Raw genomic sequence first — 14,411 nt, forward strand, 5'->3', positions numbered from 1 at the left:
GGGACGCATCATGTCCCAGGCGAAGCGCAGCTGGCCGGTGACGACGTCATAGCCCTGGATCACGCCCGAGGCGTTCCAGCGTTTCTGGCCGTCCAGAACCTGATGGCCTGTGACGACGACGCCGCGCACGACGACGGGCGGCGAGGTGATCGACACCATGCCGGGATAGGGATTGCCCATCCCTTCCTTAATGCTGACGGCGCCGTTGGTTCCGAAGGCGGGGCAAGGCACGCCGGTGCGCGCATCGACCGCGATGATCCGGCCGTCCAGCGTGCCTTCGATGATGCGCGTCGCGCAGGGCTGGGCCTGGTCGACGTTGGGTGTGGCGTAATAGGTCACGCCCCGGCAGGCGGCGGTGTAGGGGATCTGCTCGTCCGCCACCTTGGGATCATAGGCCCATTTCTGCCGGCCGGTATTGGCGTCCAGGGCGAACATCTTGTTGCGACCCGAGCAGAGATAGACGGTGTCGGCGATCTTCAGCGGCGTGGTCTCGGCGCCGAAGCGTTCGCCGGGCAGATCGCCGGTGCGGAAGGTCCAGGCGCGCTGCAGCTGGCCGACGTTGGTCTTGTTGATCTGATTCAGCGGCGAATAGCGCTGGGCCGCGTCCGATCCGCCATAGGCGGGCCAGTCCATGCCGGCCTTGATCAGGGCGGGATCACCGAATGGTCCCCGCGCGCCGGGCACCGGGCTATCGACGCCGGGCGCATTGATCTGACCGACCACCAGACCGAACACGACCGTCAGGATCGCCAGCCCGAGCGCACCAAGGCCCGCCGTCTTGCCGCCGCCGCGAGACCGCAGCACCGGCAGGGTCGCCAACACCAGGAACATCAGGACCAGCGGCCCGACCAGGCGGGGGATCATGGCCCAACCGTTCAGGCCCTTCTCCCACAGCGCCCAGATCACCGTGGCGACGAAGACCGCGCCATAGAGCCAGGCCCCGCGCACGTCGCGCCAGACAAGCAGAAGGCCCGACGCGATCAGCGCCAGGCCTGCAATCAGATAATACCAGGAGCCGCCCAGCATCGCGAGCTGAACGCCGCCGACCGTCAGCACCAGACCGATCACGGCCAGCAGGATCCCGAGCAGCAACGTCAGCCATCCCCCAAGGCCGGTCGGGGTTGTCCATCGGGGCATGGGCGCACTCTCTGTGGTCTGCTGAAATCCGTCTTTCGAACGCCTCGAGACTGCGCCGGTTCCTATTGTCGCACCCCTGGAACAAAATCCTGTTGCGGCGCAAACGGCCACCATCAGCAACTTCTGACGACAAAACGCGCCCGATTGGATGATTTTTTCTTTTTTGGTCGCTGAGAACGCCTCGCGGCAATAATATTTGCCTCAAACGCCTCGTTTGCGGCATATGCGAGATATGCATAAGACCCTGAAGCAAGGCGGGACATTCGTCGTCGAACCTCGCCGCCTGTCCAAGGCCTCGGCCGAACTGCGCGCGCGCGGTTTCGGCGAGATCACGATTCCGCCGTCCACGGAGACGGCCGAAAAACAGGCGTCGCGCTGCACCGACTGCGGCGTGCCCTTCTGCCAGAACGCCTGCCCGCTTCAGAACAACATTCCCGACTGGCTGCGCCTGTCGGCCGAGAACGAGCCGCGCGAGGCCTGGCGCGTCGCGTCCCTGACCTCGACCATGCCCGAAATCTGCGGTCGCATCTGCCCGCAGGACCGACTGTGCGAAGGGTCTTGCACCTTGAACCAGTCCGGCTGGGACGCCGTGACCATCGGCTCGGTCGAGGCCTGGCTGGGCGATCAGGCCTTCGCCAACGGCTGGGTCGAGCCGATCCGCCCGTCAGCCGAACGCGGCGAAACGGTCGGCATCGTCGGCGCCGGCCCGGCCGGTCTGGCCGCAGCCGACCGCCTGCGCTGCGCGGGCTATCAGGTCACGATTTATGACCGCCACGACCGCGCCGGCGGCCTGCTGATCTACGGCATCCCCGGCTTCAAGCTGGAAAAGCACGTCGTGCAGCGTCGCGTGGACCGGCTGATCGACGGCGGCGTCCGGTTCGTCCTGGGCTGCGAGGTCGGCAAGGACGTGACCCTGACGGCGCTGCGCGACCGCCACGACGTCGTCCTGCTGGCCATGGGCGTCTATCAGCCCCGCATCCTGTCGGCGCCCGGTCGCGGGCCGGATTCGACCGTCGCCGCCCTGTCCTATCTGACGCATCAGAACCGCCGCGACCTGGGCGACGCCGAACAGGACGGCTGGCACGAGGCGCGCGGCAAACGGGTCGTCGTCATCGGCGGCGGCGACACGGCGATGGACTGCGTCCGCACCGCCGTCCGTCAGGGCGCGGCCAGCGTCACCTGCCTTTATCGTCGCGACCGCGAGAACATGCCGGGCTCGGCCCGCGAGGTCGTCAACGCCGAGGAAGAAGGCGTCGTCTTCGAATGGCTGGCTGCGCCCAAGGCCCTGCTGTCGCAAGGCGATCAGGTCACGGGCGTGCGCGCCGCGCGCATGCAGTTGACGGAAGCCCTGCCCGGCCAGCGTCGCGACATCGTGCCGGTGCCCGGCGCCGACTTCGACGTGCCGGCCGACATCGTCATCGAGGCCCTGGGCTTCTCGCCCGAGCCGTTCGCGGCGCATGAGCCGAGCTTGCGCCTGCGCGACGACGGCACGATCAAGGTTGGCTCCGTCAGCTTCGCCACCAGCCTGCCCGGCGTCTTCGCGGCCGGCGACGCGGTTCGCGGCGCCTCTTTGGTCGTCTGGGCCGTCCGCGAAGGCCAGGACGCCGCCGCCGAGATCGATCGCTACTTCAAGACCCGCACCGAGGAGGTCGCGGCATGAGCGCTCATACAGGCCAAGGGCCGATAGCGCCCCAAAAGGGTGACTGGTTAGACAAGTACAACGACACCCGCGACCGGCTGGAAGCCGGCAACGCCTACGACCGCAGCTCGGAACGGGACGCCTGCGGCGTGGGCCTGGTCTGTTCTATCGACGGCACGCCGCGCCGTGACGTGGTCGAATATGCGATCCGCAGCCTGAAGGCCGTGGCCCACCGGGGCGCGGTTGATCCCGACGGCCTGTCGGGCGACGGCGCGGGCATCATGGCCGAACTGCCCCAAGGCTTCTTCGCCGAACAGGTGGCCTCGATCGGCCAGTCCCTGCGTCCTGGGCCCATCTGCGTCGGCCAGGTCTTCCTGCCGCGCACCGACCTGGGCGCCCAGGACCGCGCCCGCGCCATCGTCGAGACCGAGGCCCTGCGCGCCGGCTTCTGGATCTACGGCTGGCGCCAGACGCCCATCGACCTGTCCGTCGTCGGGACCAAGGCCGGCGCGACCCGGCCCGAGATCGAACAGATCATGCTGGCCCCGCCGCTGGACGACGCCGGACAGCCGCTGGACGGCGAGGCGCTGGAGCGCGAACTGTATCTGTGCCGCCGCCGCATCGAAAAGACGGTCAAGACCGAGAACCTGGCCGGCGTCTATATCTGCACCCTGTCCGCGCGTTCCATCGCCTACAAGGGCATGGTGCGGGCCGAACTGCTGGGCGACCTGTATCCCGATCTTGAGGACCCGCGCTTCGTCTCTGCCTACGCGGTCTTCCACCAGCGCTATTCGACCAACACCTTCCCGGAATGGAAGCTGGCCCAGCCCTTCCGCATGATGGCCCACAACGGCGAGATCAACACGCTGAAGGGCAACTTGAACTGGATGAAGTCGCACGAAATCCGCATGGCCGCACAGGCCTTCGGCGACCGCGACGGCGAGGTGAAGCCGGTGGTTCAGCCGGGCGGATCGGACAGCGCGGCCCTGGACAATGTCATGGAGGTGCTGGTCCACGCCGGTCGCCCCGCGCCGATGGCCAAGGCCCTGCTGATCCCCGAGGCCTGGGCCAAGGACGACGTGGTCATGCCTGCCGAACACCGGGCCTTCTACGCCTATTGCAACGCGGTGATGGAGCCGTGGGACGGCCCGGCCGCCATCTGCGCCGCCGACGGCCGATGGATCGTGGCGGGCAAGGACCGCAACGGCCTGCGTCCCCTGCGCGCCGTCGAGACGGTCGATGGTCTGCTGATGGCGGGCTCCGAAGCCGGCCTGGTGCCGATCCCCGAAAGCCGGGTGAAGCGCCGCCTGCACATCGGCCCCGGCAAGCTGATCGCGGTCGATCTGAAGCACGGCCGCGTCTATGACGAGCATGAGGCCATCGACGCCCTGTCCGCCGCCCACCCCTATACCGAGTGGCTGGACAATATGGTCGATCTGGAGCCGATCATCGGCCCCGGACCCGAGCCGCGCTCGGCCTCGGGCGAGGCCCTGACCCGCCGCCAGATCGCCGCCGGATACAGCCGCGAGGATCTGGACCTGCTGCTGGACGCTCTGGTGCGCGACGGCAAGGAGGCGGTCGGCTCCATGGGCGACGACGCCCCGCCCGCTGTGCTCTCGGCCCTGCCGCGTCCGCTATCGCATTATTTCCGCCAGAACTTCAGCCAGGTCACCAATCCGCCGATCGACCCCCTGCGTGAAGCGGGGGCCATGAGCCTGAAGACCCGGTTCAAGAACCTGGGCAACATCCTGGCCGAGGAAGAAGCCCAGACCGACGTCTTCGTGCTGGACAGCCCGGTCCTGACCAACGGCATGTACGAGCGGATGGTCGAGACGGTCGGCGCCGGCTCCACCGTGGTCATCGACTGCAGCTATGACGTTCCCTCGGACGAGGCCCGTCCGGGCCCCGGCCTGCGCGCCGCGCTGGACCGCATCATGGACGAGGCCGAGGCCGCCGCCCGCGACGGCGCGGCCCTGATCGTTCTGACAGACCAGGCCGGCTCGGCGGATCGTCTGGCTGCGCCGATGATCCTGGCCACCGCCGGGGTCCACGGCCGCCTGACCAAGGCGGGCCTGCGCTCCTACTGCTCCATCGTGGTGCGCACCGCCGAGACGCTGGACCCGCACGGATTCGCGGTCCTGGTCGGGGTCGGCGCCACCACCGTCAACGCCTGGCTGGCCCAGGACCTGTTCCAGGAGCGTCTGGACCGGGGCCTGTATCCCGGCCTGACGCTGCGCGACGCCTGCCTGAACTACAAGGCCGGCATCGAGGCGGGCCTGCTGAAGACCTTGGCCCGCAAGGGGATCAGCGTCATCTCCGCCTATCGCGGCGGCTGCGAGTTCGAGGTGCTGGGCCTTTCGCGCGCCCTGACCGCCGAGTTCTTCCCCGGCGCCCCGTCGCGCATCTCCGGCATCGGCCTGGCCGGTCTGGAGCAGGCGGCGATGAAGCGGCACCGCATCGCCTGGGGCGAGGCTGTCCCCTCCCCGGCCATCGGCGGCTTCTTCAAGATCCGTTCGGGCGGCGAGGCCCACGCCCACGAGGCCAGGACGATCCACCTGCTGCAGGACGCCTGCAACCGCGGCGACTACCGCCGCTTCAAGCAGTTCTCCGAGGTCGTCCGCGCCCAGGCCGACCTGTCCCTGCGCGACCTGCTGGACTTCCGCGAAGGCACGCCCATTCCGCTGGACCAGGTCGAGAGTGTGTCGGACATCCGTCGTCGCTTCCTGACCCAGGCCATGTCGCTGGGCGCCTTGGGGCCAGAGGCGCACGAGACGCTGAACATCGCCATGAACCGCATCGGCGCCCGCTCGGTCTCCGGCGAAGGCGGCGAGGATCCGGAACGCTATCACCCGCGTCCGAACGGCGACGACGCCAACTCGGCGGTGAAACAGGTGGCCTCGGGCCGGTTCGGCGTCACAGCCGAATATCTGAACCAGTGCCGCGAGATCGAGATCAAGGTCGCGCAGGGCGCCAAGCCCGGCGAGGGCGGGCAACTGCCCGGCTTCAAGGTCACCGAATTCATCGCCCGGATGCGCCACGCCGTGCCCGGAACGACCCTGATTTCGCCGCCCCCGCACCACGACATCTATTCGATCGAGGATCTGGCCCAGCTCATCTACGACCTGAAGGCCATCAACCCCGATGCGCGGGTGACGGTGAAACTGGTGTCCGCCTCGGGCATCGGCGCCATCGCCTCGGGCGTGGCCAAGGCCAATGCCGACGCCATCCTGATCGCCGGCCACAACGGCGGCACCGGCGCCTCGCCCCAGACCTCGATCAAGCACGCCGGCCTGCCGTGGGAGATCGGCCTGGCCGAGGCCCACCAGGTGCTGACGCTGAACAATCTGCGCGGCTCGGTCACGCTGAGGACCGACGGCGGGGTCCGCACCGGCCGCGACGTGGTCATCGCCGCCATGCTGGGCGCCGAGGAATACGGCGTCGGCACCGCCGCCCTGATCGCCATGGGCTGTCTGATGGTGCGCCAGTGCCATTCCAACACCTGCCCTGTCGGCGTCTGCTCCCAGGATGAGCGGCTGCGCGAGAAGTTCACCGGCACGCCTGACAAGGTGGTGAACCTGTTCACCTTCATCGCCGAGGAGACGCGAGAAATCCTGGCCTCCATCGGCGCGCGCACGATGGACGAGATCATCGGCCGCACCGACCTGCTGCGTCAGGTCCGTCGCGGCGGCTCGCACTTGGACGACCTGGACCTGAACCCCCTGCTGGTTCAGGTGGACGAGGGCGCGGCCGGCAAGTGGGCCGACAAGACGATCCGCAAGCCCATCGCCGACAGCCTGGACGCCGCCGTGCTGAAGGACGCCGTCCGCTTCCTGGATCGTGGCCAGACGCTGGAGCTGTCCTATCCGCTGAACAACACCCAGCGCACGGTCGGCGCGGCCCTGTCCTCGGCCATCGTGCGCCGCTTCGGCGCGCAAGGGCCCGCCGGCCGGCTGAAGCTGCGGCTGGAAGGCATCGCGGGCCAGAGCTTCGGCGCCTTTGCGGCCAAGGGTCTGGAACTGCACCTGACGGGCGAGGCCAACGACTATGTCGGCAAGGGGCTGTCGGGCGCCGAAATCTCGATCCGCACGCCGGAATGGCGCGAGGATCAGCTGATCTGCGGCAACACCACACTGTATGGCGCGACCTCGGGCCGTCTGTTCGTCGCCGGCGCGGCGGGCGAGCGGTTTGCGGTCAGAAACTCCGGCGCCGAGGCCGTGGTCGAGGGTCTGGGCGCGCACGGCTGCGAATATATGACCGGCGGACGCGTGGTCGTCCTGGGTTCGGTCGGCTGGAACCTGGCGGCGGGCATGAGCGGCGGTGAGCTGTTCGTGCTGGACCAGCCGGGCCATGCTGAGCGCGCCCTGAACGGCGACCTGGCGGGCGTGACCGACATGGACGCACAGGCGGCCGATCGACTGAAGGGCCTGATCGAGGCCCATCTGGCCGCGACGGCCTCGCCCCTGGCGCGGCGTCTGCTGGCGGATTGGGACAACAGCTTGAACCGCTTCGTCCGCATCGTGCCCCTGACCGACATCGTCGCCCGCACGGAACGCCTGAAGACCTCTGCCTGACACCGAACCGCCTGCCCCAGAAAGCCGCCATGACCCGATCCGCCGCCCTCGCCGTCACGCTCGTCGCCGGGGCGGCGGCCTTCGCCTCACCGGCCCTGGCGGCCCCGGCCCTGCTGGCGCATCAGGCGCCGCTGGTCATCGACACGGCGGCGACAGCCTGGATCCTGACCTCGACGGCCCTGGTGCTGCTGATGACCCTGCCGGGCCTGGCCCTGTTCTACGGCGGCATGGTCAGGAAGAAGAACATCATCAGCGTGGTGGCCCAGTCGGCGGCCGCCTTCGCCATCGTCTCGGTCCTGTGGTTCCTGGTCGGCTACAGCCTGTCGTTCGGCAAGGGGGCTGCGGTGATCAACGGCTTCATCGGCGGGCTGCAGGCGGCCTTTTTAAACGGTGTGACCGCCCAGACGGCCCACAGCCTGCTGCCCGGCCTGCCCGAACTGCTGTTCGTCGCCTTCCAGATGACCTTCGCCATCATCACCCCGGCCCTGATCGCCGGCGCCTTCGCCGAGCGGATGAAGTTCTCGGCCAGCCTGCTGTTCTTTGGCCTGTGGCACCTGATCGTCTATGCGCCGATCTGTCATCAGGTCTGGGGCGGCGGCTATCTTGGCGGTCTGGGCGTGCTCGACTTTGCGGGCGGGGCGGTCGTCCACGTCAACGCCGGGATCGCCGGTCTGGTCTGCGCCCTGGTGCTGGGGCCGCGTCACGGCTTCGGGCGCGACAACATGGCCCCCGCCAACCTGGTCTATAGCGCCATCGGCACCGGCCTGCTGCTGGTCGGCTGGCTGGGGTTCAACGCCGGGTCAGCGGGCGCGGCGGACGCGCTGGCCGCCACCGCCGCGTTCAATACGATCCTGGCCGCCGGCAGCGCCGCTTTGGGCTGGATGACCATCGAATGGTTCGACCGCAAGCGCCCGACCCTGCTGGGCCTGCTGTCGGGCGTCGTCGGCGGTCTGGTCGCCATCACCCCCGCCGCCGGCTTCGTCGATCCCAAGGGGGCCTTCTTCATCGGCCTGATCGGCGGCCCGGCCTGCTATGCGGGTGCGGTCTGGCTGAAGCACGCGCTGAAATACGATGACAGCCTGGACGCCTTCGGGGTTCACGGTGTGGGCGGCATCGTCGGCGCCCTGCTGACCGGCGTCTTCGCCACCACGACCGTCAACGCCCTGTCGGAGGGGGCGACCGTGTGGAAACAGGCCGTCGGACTGGTTGGCGTCATCGCATGGAGCGCGGTGGGCACCTTCGTCGTCCTGATGATCTGCAAGTTTACCACGGGCCTGCGCGTCACCAAGGACGAAGAGGTCGAGGGGCTGGACTATACCCAGCACGGCGAGGCCATCCACTGACCCCACAGGCGCTGCCGGTTGATCCCGCCCTCGCCAGCCCCCATCTTCATCTGTGACGGACGGTCTTGCCGATTGCGGGAGACCGACCGCTCGGTCGCTGACGCAAGGACCCCAGATGACGACGACGCGCACCCTCCTGTTCGACAGCCCCTTTCTGCTGGGCTTCGACCACACCCGCGCCCTGATCGACCGCGCCGCCAAGGCCGCGGCCGAAAGCTATCCGCCCTACAATGTCGAGCAGATCGGCGATGCGGGCGTCCGTATCAGCCTGGCGGTCGCCGGGTTCGCGCCCGACGAGTTGGCCATCACCCTGGACGGCCGCCAGCTGACCATCGCCGGCAAGCGCGACGATGCTGGCAGGGGCGAACAGGCCTTCCTGCATCGCGGCATCGCGGCGCGCGGCTTCGTGCGCAACTTCGTCCTGGCCGACGGGCTGGAGGTCGAGGGCGCCCGGCTGGAGCACGGCCTGCTCCATGTCGATCTGATCCGGCCCGAGGCCGAGCGTCAGGTGCGACGTATTCCAATCACGGCCGGCTGAAAACCACAGCCATTCGAACCGCCCGGCGATCCGGGCGTTGTCAAATATGAAGGAGGCGGTCCTAATGACGCCGATGACGATGACCAAGGAAGACTTTGCCGGACTGGGCGCCCCCGACCTCGTGTATGTGCGCGAGATCAAGGCCTCGGACCTGCTTGAAGAGGCGGTCGAGATCAAGGACGTGGATCTGAACCCCGGCCAAATGCTCTATGCCGTCCATAGCGCCGACGGCGAGCGTCTGGCGGTCATGATCGACCGCGACACCGCCTTCGCCGCCGCCGTGGCGCATGAGCTGGAGCCGGTTTCCGTTCACTGATCTGATGGATGGCGGCGCGCAGGCGCCGCCGTTCAGGCCGCCGTCGCGGCCGTGGCGTCCTTGACGAACAGGGCGCGGATCGCATCGGTCGTGCGCGCCTGTCTCAGCTGCTCTCGCAGTTCGGGCGACCGCAGCGCGCGCGACACCGCCGCCAATGCGCGCAGATGCTCGGCGCCCGCCTTGGGCGGCGCGAACAGGCCGACGATCAAATCCACCGGCCGGTCGTCCACCGCGTCATAGGCCACAGGCGTATCCAGCCGCACGAACACCGCCGTCACCTTCTCGACCTCGGTGAGACGCGCGTGCGGCACCGCGACCCCGGATCCGAGCCCGGTCGATCCCAGCGTCTCGCGTTCCATCAAGGCGTCGAAGATGCGGGCTTCGTCGAGGCCCAGCGCATGCGAAGCCGCCTCGGCCAGGGCATGAAGCGCCTGTCGCTTGGACGACGCGCCGCTGCGCAGCACCACGCCCTTGGGCGCGAGCAGATCACCGATGTCCATTACACAACCTCGATACACGCAGCAGACAACGGCGCGGCCGCCCGTTTAGAGACAACCGCGCCGAAGTCAAACTGAGGCTTAGTTCACCGAACCGTTGGACTTGGCCGTCCGCTCGGGATCGATCCATCCCACATTGCCATCCGGGCGACGATAGACGACGGCCAGACCGCCGTGGGCCGCATTGCGGAACAGCACGACCGGATAGCCCGTCATGTCCAGTTCCAGCACGGCACGTCCGACCGTGATGGTGCGGATTTCGTGCTCGGTTTCGGCGATGACCATGCCGACCGGCGGCGGGCCGTCGTTCTCGCCGGTGTCGCCGAAGACATCGTCCTCCACGCTGTCGGGATCACGCAGCACGATGCTGCGTGCGACTTCGCGGGCGGCGTTTTCGGTCTTCTCGGGCGACAGGCCCTTGGGTCCGATGTGGTGGTCCTTGAGCCGGCGCTTGTAGCGGCGAACCCGCTTTTCCAGCCGATCCAGCGCCTCGGTGAAGGCCGAGTGGGCGTCGCCGCCCATGCCGGTCGTCACCAGGGTCTGGCCCGACGCGAGGCGGACCCAACAGTCCACCTTGAAGTTGTGGCCGTCCTTGGACACCACGACCTCGGCGTCTTCACCGCCTCGGGCGAAGTATTTTCCGACCCCGTCTTCGAGTTCCTGGGAGATGCGCGAGCCTAACGCTTCGCCGACATCCACTTGCTTGCCGCTGACTTGGACTTGCATGCCGATAGAACGCGCCCGACCCGATTTGGTGTCAATCCAGATCACCGATTTGTGGTCACGCTTGGCTGTGGATTTCAGCCCGTTTTCATCATCCGGCGACGTTCGACCGAGGACGGAATCCTCAGGGCTTCCCGGTACTTGGCCACGGTGCGGCGGGCGATGTCGATGCCCGTTTCCTTCAGGATTTCCACGATCCGGTCGTCGGACAAAACGTCGCCCTCCAGCCCCTCGCCGTCGATCATGGATTTGATCTTGTGACGGACGGCCTCGGCCGAATGGGTCGATGCGCCGTCCACCGATTGAATGGCGGCGGTGAAGAAGAACTTCAGCTCGAACACGCCCCGCGGCGTGGCGATATATTTGTTCGAGGTGACGCGGCTGACCGTGGACTCATGCATGCCGATGGCGTCGGCGACGGTCTTCAGATTGAGCGGCCTCAGAAACTCGACGCCGAAGGCCAGGAAGGCGTCCTGCTGGCGCACGATCTCGGATGAGACCTTCAGAATGGTTTTGGCCCGCTGATCCAGCGACTTGACCAGCCAGTTGGCCTGGGCGGCGCAGTCGGCGACGAAGGTCTTTTCGGTATCCGAGCGCGCGCCGGCCTGGACCAGGCCGTGATAGCGTTTGTCGACCAACAGGCGCGGCAGGGTGTCGGCGTTTAGCTCGACCCGCCAGCCGCCGGCGGGGTCTGGCCGCACATGCACATCGGGCACGACCGTCTGCGCCGGCTCGCCGCCGAAGCCTGCGCCCGGACGCGGCGTCAGCGCCCGCAGTTCGGCGATCATGTCGGTCAGATCCTCGCCATCGACCTCGCAGACGCGGCGCAGGCCGGCCAGGTCGCGCTTGGCCAGCAGGTCCAGATTGTCCAGCAGGGCCGACATCGCCGGATCGAACCGATTGCGCTCGATCAGTTGCAGCTTCAGGCATTCCGGCACCGACCGCGCCATGATCCCGGTCGGCTCGAAGCCGTGACAGACGCCCAGCACCGCCTCGATCCGCGCCAGCGGCACGCCCAGCCGGTCGGCGAACTCGGTCAGTTCTCCGCGCAGATAGCCGCCCTCGTCGGTCGCATCGATCAGGGTCAGGGCGATGCCGTGGTCGGCCGGCGACAGGCCCGCGCTCGACGCCTGGGCCTGAAGATGTTCCCAGAGGGTCAGCTCGTGCGCGTCGGGCCGCTCGCCCTCGCCCTCGAACATCTGGCCGCCCTTGCCGGCGCTGGACCAGTCCGACAGCCCCGGCTGGGCTTCGTCAGTCATCCGGTCGCTGGTCCGCTCGCCCGGCGCGGCGTCGCCATAGACATCGTCCGAACCCGCATCCATGCCGGACACAGCCTCATGGCCGACCCCGTCGCCGAACGACATTTCACCGTCCACCGTCGCCTCGACGCGCTCGACCGGCTCGGGCGCGTCGCCCTCCGGCTCCTCGCGTTGCAGCAGCGGATTGCGTTCCAGCTCGGCCTCGACGAAGTCCTCCAGCTCGAGGTTCGACAGTTGCAGCAGCTTGATCGCCTGCTGCAGCTGGGGCGTGATGACCAGCCCCTGCCCCTGCCTGACCTCTAACCTTTGCCCGATCACGTTCGAAATCTTCCCGCCCGGCCGCCGAGTGGCCCGGAACTTGCTGGGACAGAATGTCGTCGAACCGGTTAACGCGAGACGAACGCGCTTTTTGTCTCCTCCCCATTTCATGGGGAGGAGGCGCGGCGCTTCCTTCAAGCGCCGTGACGGATGGGGTCGTCACCGCATCGCTAGCGCTCGTGGGGCTCAAAAGAACCCCTCCACCACGCTGCGCGCGGTCCCCCTCCCCACAAGTGGGGAGGAGACGAGGCGGATCAGATGTAGTTTTCGCCCAGATACACCCGGCGCACTTCGGCGTCGTGGATCGCCTCGTCGGACGTGCCTTCGAACAGCACCGCGCCGTTCGAAATGATCGACACCCGGTCGGTGATGTCCAGGGTCTCGCGCACATTGTGGTCGGTGATCAGCACGCCGATGCCCTGGCTGGCCAGATAGCGGATCACGGTGCGGATGTCGGCGATGGCCAGGGGGTCGATGCCGGCGAAGGGTTCGTCCAGCAGCATGAAGGACGGCCGTCCGGCCAGCGCCCGCGCGATCTCCACCCGCCGACGCTCGCCGCCCGACAGCGCCGTGGCCCGCGCATGGCGCAGATGGTCGATATGCAGCTCGTTCAGCAGCCGGTCGGTTTCGGCGCGGATCTGGTCGCGCGGATAGTTCAGCTCGACCACCGCCTTGACGTTCTGCTCGACCGTCATGCCGCGAAAGATCGAGGCTTCCTGCGCCAGATAACCCAGGCCCATGCGGCTGCGCTGATACATCGGCTGGCCGGTGATGTTCTCGCCGTCCAGCCAGATCGCGCCCGAATCCGGCGGGATCAGGCCGGTGATCATGTAGAAGCAGGTTGTCTTGCCCGCGCCGTTCGGGCCAAGCAGGCCCGCGACCTCGCCGCGCTGGACCGTCAGGGACACGTCGCGCACCACCTGACGCTGGCCGAACGACCGGGCTAGGTTCATCACCCGCAGGCCCTTTTCCGCAGGCGCGGGCGCCACGGCGGCCGGTTGGGGCCGCTCGTCCAGGTTCAGGGCTGACAGTTCCTTGCGCGCCAAATGCTCAGGTCCGTGACGGCCAGACGGCCTCAGTTCGAGTTGGGATAGAAGACGCCCTGCACGCGGCTTCCGGCGGCGCCGCGCGGCGCGCCGTCCATGCGGGCGGTCTCGGTGTTGATGTTGTAGACCAGGCGCGAGCCGGTCAGGACGTTCTTGCCCTGGGTCAGGATGACGTTGCCCGTCACCACGATCTCGCCGTTGCCGAGATTATAGACGGCGCGGTCGCCGCGCATCGACTGGTCGGGCGTCACGAAATAGACCGTGCCGCTGGCCTCGGCGCGTTGCAGATCGCCGCCCTCGCCGCTGACCAGGGTCAGGGTGTCGGCGCGAAAGCGGTTGCCGCCCTGCGTCGCCTCGGCCCGGCCGCGCAGGATGATGCGGTTGGGCGCATATTCGACCGAGTCCGCGCCATAGGCGACGGGCTGATTGGTCGCCTGAGCCTGGGCATCGACCAGGGCCGGCATGCCCACGACGGCCGCCGCCGCGACGACAGCCAGCGCCTTCGAAATCTTCGTCACGATCATCCGCCTGACCCCTTGGGCGTCAGAACGCCCTTCACCTTGTTGTCGCCTGCGCCGTCGAACACGACGCGCTGTCCCTGATCGTAGATCGCATAGGACGATGCGTTGATGGTTCCAATAGGGCCGGAACCCTGAACGCCCTTTGAACCGGTGACGTTTCCGGTCGAGGTGTCGACCACCGCCTCGGGCGTGGTCAGGACGAAGCCCGTGCCCCCGTCCGAAATGCGCACGTTCGGACCGATCGTCACCGTCTTGGCCTGCTCGTCGTAGATGCCGCCGTCGGCGGTCAGTTCCGTGACCTTGCGCCCGCCCAGGTTCAGCTTCAGCGCCGGGCCGATCAGTTTGAACTTGCCGGTATTGGGATCGCGCACGGCGCCCTGGGCGCCGACGGTGAAGGCGCGGCCTTGCGCGTCCTGACCGTGGAACAGGGGGGAGTCCAGGCGAACTTCCTGGCTCTGGCTGGCCTTGCGCTCAACGCCCGACATGATGGTGCGGAACACTGT

11 protein-coding genes and 1 pseudogene are annotated in these 14,411 nt (G+C 67.9%); 5 read left to right on the forward strand and 7 right to left on the reverse strand.

The genetic code is table 11. The features are described 5' to 3' along the window. Nucleotides 1–1,137 (reverse strand): annotated as a pseudogene (locus tag RT123_RS00570) (membrane-bound PQQ-dependent dehydrogenase, glucose/quinate/shikimate family); the annotation flags it as partial. Nucleotides 1,138–1,369: 232 nt separating this feature from the next. Between RT123_RS00570 and RT123_RS00575 the strand changes: the two are divergent. The 5 genes from RT123_RS00575 to RT123_RS00595 all read left to right on the forward strand — a co-directional run bounded on the left by RT123_RS00575 (nt 1,370) and on the right by RT123_RS00595 (nt 9,544). Next, entirely contained in the window at nt 1,370–2,797 is a 1,428-nt protein-coding gene (locus RT123_RS00575) for an NAD(P)-dependent oxidoreductase (RefSeq protein ID WP_313006978.1), read from the forward strand. Next, nucleotides 2,794–7,347, forward strand: a complete 4,554-nt coding sequence (gltB, locus tag RT123_RS00580; protein ID WP_313006980.1) for a glutamate synthase large subunit — start codon at nt 2,794–2,796, stop codon at nt 7,345–7,347. Before RT123_RS00575 ends, gltB begins: the two co-directional genes overlap by 4 nt. A 29-nt stretch (nt 7,348–7,376) precedes the next feature. After that, nucleotides 7,377–8,690, forward strand: coding sequence for an ammonium transporter (locus RT123_RS00585; RefSeq protein ID WP_313006982.1), 1,314 nt, complete (start codon nt 7,377–7,379; stop codon nt 8,688–8,690). A gap of 115 nt (nt 8,691–8,805) precedes the next feature. Next, complete coding sequence (locus RT123_RS00590; protein WP_039244752.1) at nt 8,806–9,228, forward strand: Hsp20 family protein; 423 nt, start codon at nt 8,806–8,808, stop codon at nt 9,226–9,228. 64 nt (nt 9,229–9,292) lie between these two features. Further along, the gene (locus tag RT123_RS00595; RefSeq protein WP_017506777.1) at nt 9,293–9,544 is read left to right on the forward strand and encodes a DUF1150 family protein; all 252 of its coding nucleotides are present in this window, start codon (nt 9,293–9,295) and stop codon (nt 9,542–9,544) included. A 32-nt stretch (nt 9,545–9,576) separates the two neighbouring features. Here RT123_RS00595 and ptsN read toward each other — a convergent pair whose 3' ends face one another. The 6 genes from ptsN to lptC all read right to left on the reverse strand — a co-directional run. Further along, nucleotides 9,577–10,044: a PTS IIA-like nitrogen regulatory protein PtsN gene (gene ptsN / locus RT123_RS00600; RefSeq protein WP_039244754.1), complete on the reverse strand. Its 468-nt coding sequence runs from the start codon at nt 10,042–10,044 to the stop codon at nt 9,577–9,579. Nucleotides 10,045–10,122: 78 nt separating this feature from the next. Beyond that, the gene (gene hpf / locus RT123_RS00605) at nt 10,123–10,767 is read right to left on the reverse strand and encodes a ribosome hibernation-promoting factor, HPF/YfiA family (RefSeq protein WP_055754032.1); all 645 of its coding nucleotides are present in this window, start codon (nt 10,765–10,767) and stop codon (nt 10,123–10,125) included. Nucleotides 10,768–10,841: 74 nt separating this feature from the next. Further along, nucleotides 10,842–12,341, reverse strand: coding sequence for an RNA polymerase factor sigma-54 (gene rpoN / locus RT123_RS00610; protein ID WP_313006989.1), 1,500 nt, complete (start codon nt 12,339–12,341; stop codon nt 10,842–10,844). A gap of 254 nt (nt 12,342–12,595) precedes the next feature. Further along, nucleotides 12,596–13,387: an LPS export ABC transporter ATP-binding protein gene (gene lptB / locus RT123_RS00615; protein ID WP_174087076.1), complete on the reverse strand. Its 792-nt coding sequence runs from the start codon at nt 13,385–13,387 to the stop codon at nt 12,596–12,598. A gap of 29 nt (nt 13,388–13,416) precedes the next feature. Continuing rightward, complete coding sequence (locus tag RT123_RS00620) at nt 13,417–13,911, reverse strand: LptA/OstA family protein (RefSeq protein ID WP_055754030.1); 495 nt, start codon at nt 13,909–13,911, stop codon at nt 13,417–13,419. Further along, nucleotides 13,908–14,411 (reverse strand): LPS export ABC transporter periplasmic protein LptC (gene lptC / locus RT123_RS00625; protein WP_313006992.1); only part of this gene is annotated, 504 nt, incomplete at its 5' end. The genes RT123_RS00620 and lptC, both read right to left, overlap by 4 nt.

It is taken from the genome of Brevundimonas vesicularis, assembly GCF_032067225.1.
In the GTDB taxonomy this organism is placed as follows: domain Bacteria; phylum Pseudomonadota; class Alphaproteobacteria; order Caulobacterales; family Caulobacteraceae; genus Brevundimonas; species Brevundimonas vesicularis_F.

Excerpts from the sequence above, each read along its gene's own strand:
- RT123_RS00620 (WP_055754030.1), bottom strand. The coding sequence starts at position 13,911 with ATGATCGTGACGAAGATTTCGAAGGCGCTGGCTGTCGTCGCGGCGGCG.
- RT123_RS00585 (WP_313006982.1), top strand. The coding sequence starts at position 7,377 with ATGACCCGATCCGCCGCCCTCGCCGTCACGCTCGTCGCCGGGGCGGCG.
- gltB (WP_313006980.1), top strand. The coding sequence starts at position 2,794 with ATGAGCGCTCATACAGGCCAAGGGCCGATAGCGCCCCAAAAGGGTGAC.
- RT123_RS00595 (WP_017506777.1), top strand. The coding sequence starts at position 9,293 with ATGACGCCGATGACGATGACCAAGGAAGACTTTGCCGGACTGGGCGCC.
- RT123_RS00590 (WP_039244752.1), top strand. The coding sequence starts at position 8,806 with ATGACGACGACGCGCACCCTCCTGTTCGACAGCCCCTTTCTGCTGGGC.
- ptsN (WP_039244754.1), bottom strand. The coding sequence starts at position 10,044 with ATGGACATCGGTGATCTGCTCGCGCCCAAGGGCGTGGTGCTGCGCAGC.
- RT123_RS00575 (WP_313006978.1), top strand. The coding sequence starts at position 1,370 with ATGCATAAGACCCTGAAGCAAGGCGGGACATTCGTCGTCGAACCTCGC.
- hpf (WP_055754032.1), bottom strand. The coding sequence starts at position 10,767 with ATGCAAGTCCAAGTCAGCGGCAAGCAAGTGGATGTCGGCGAAGCGTTA.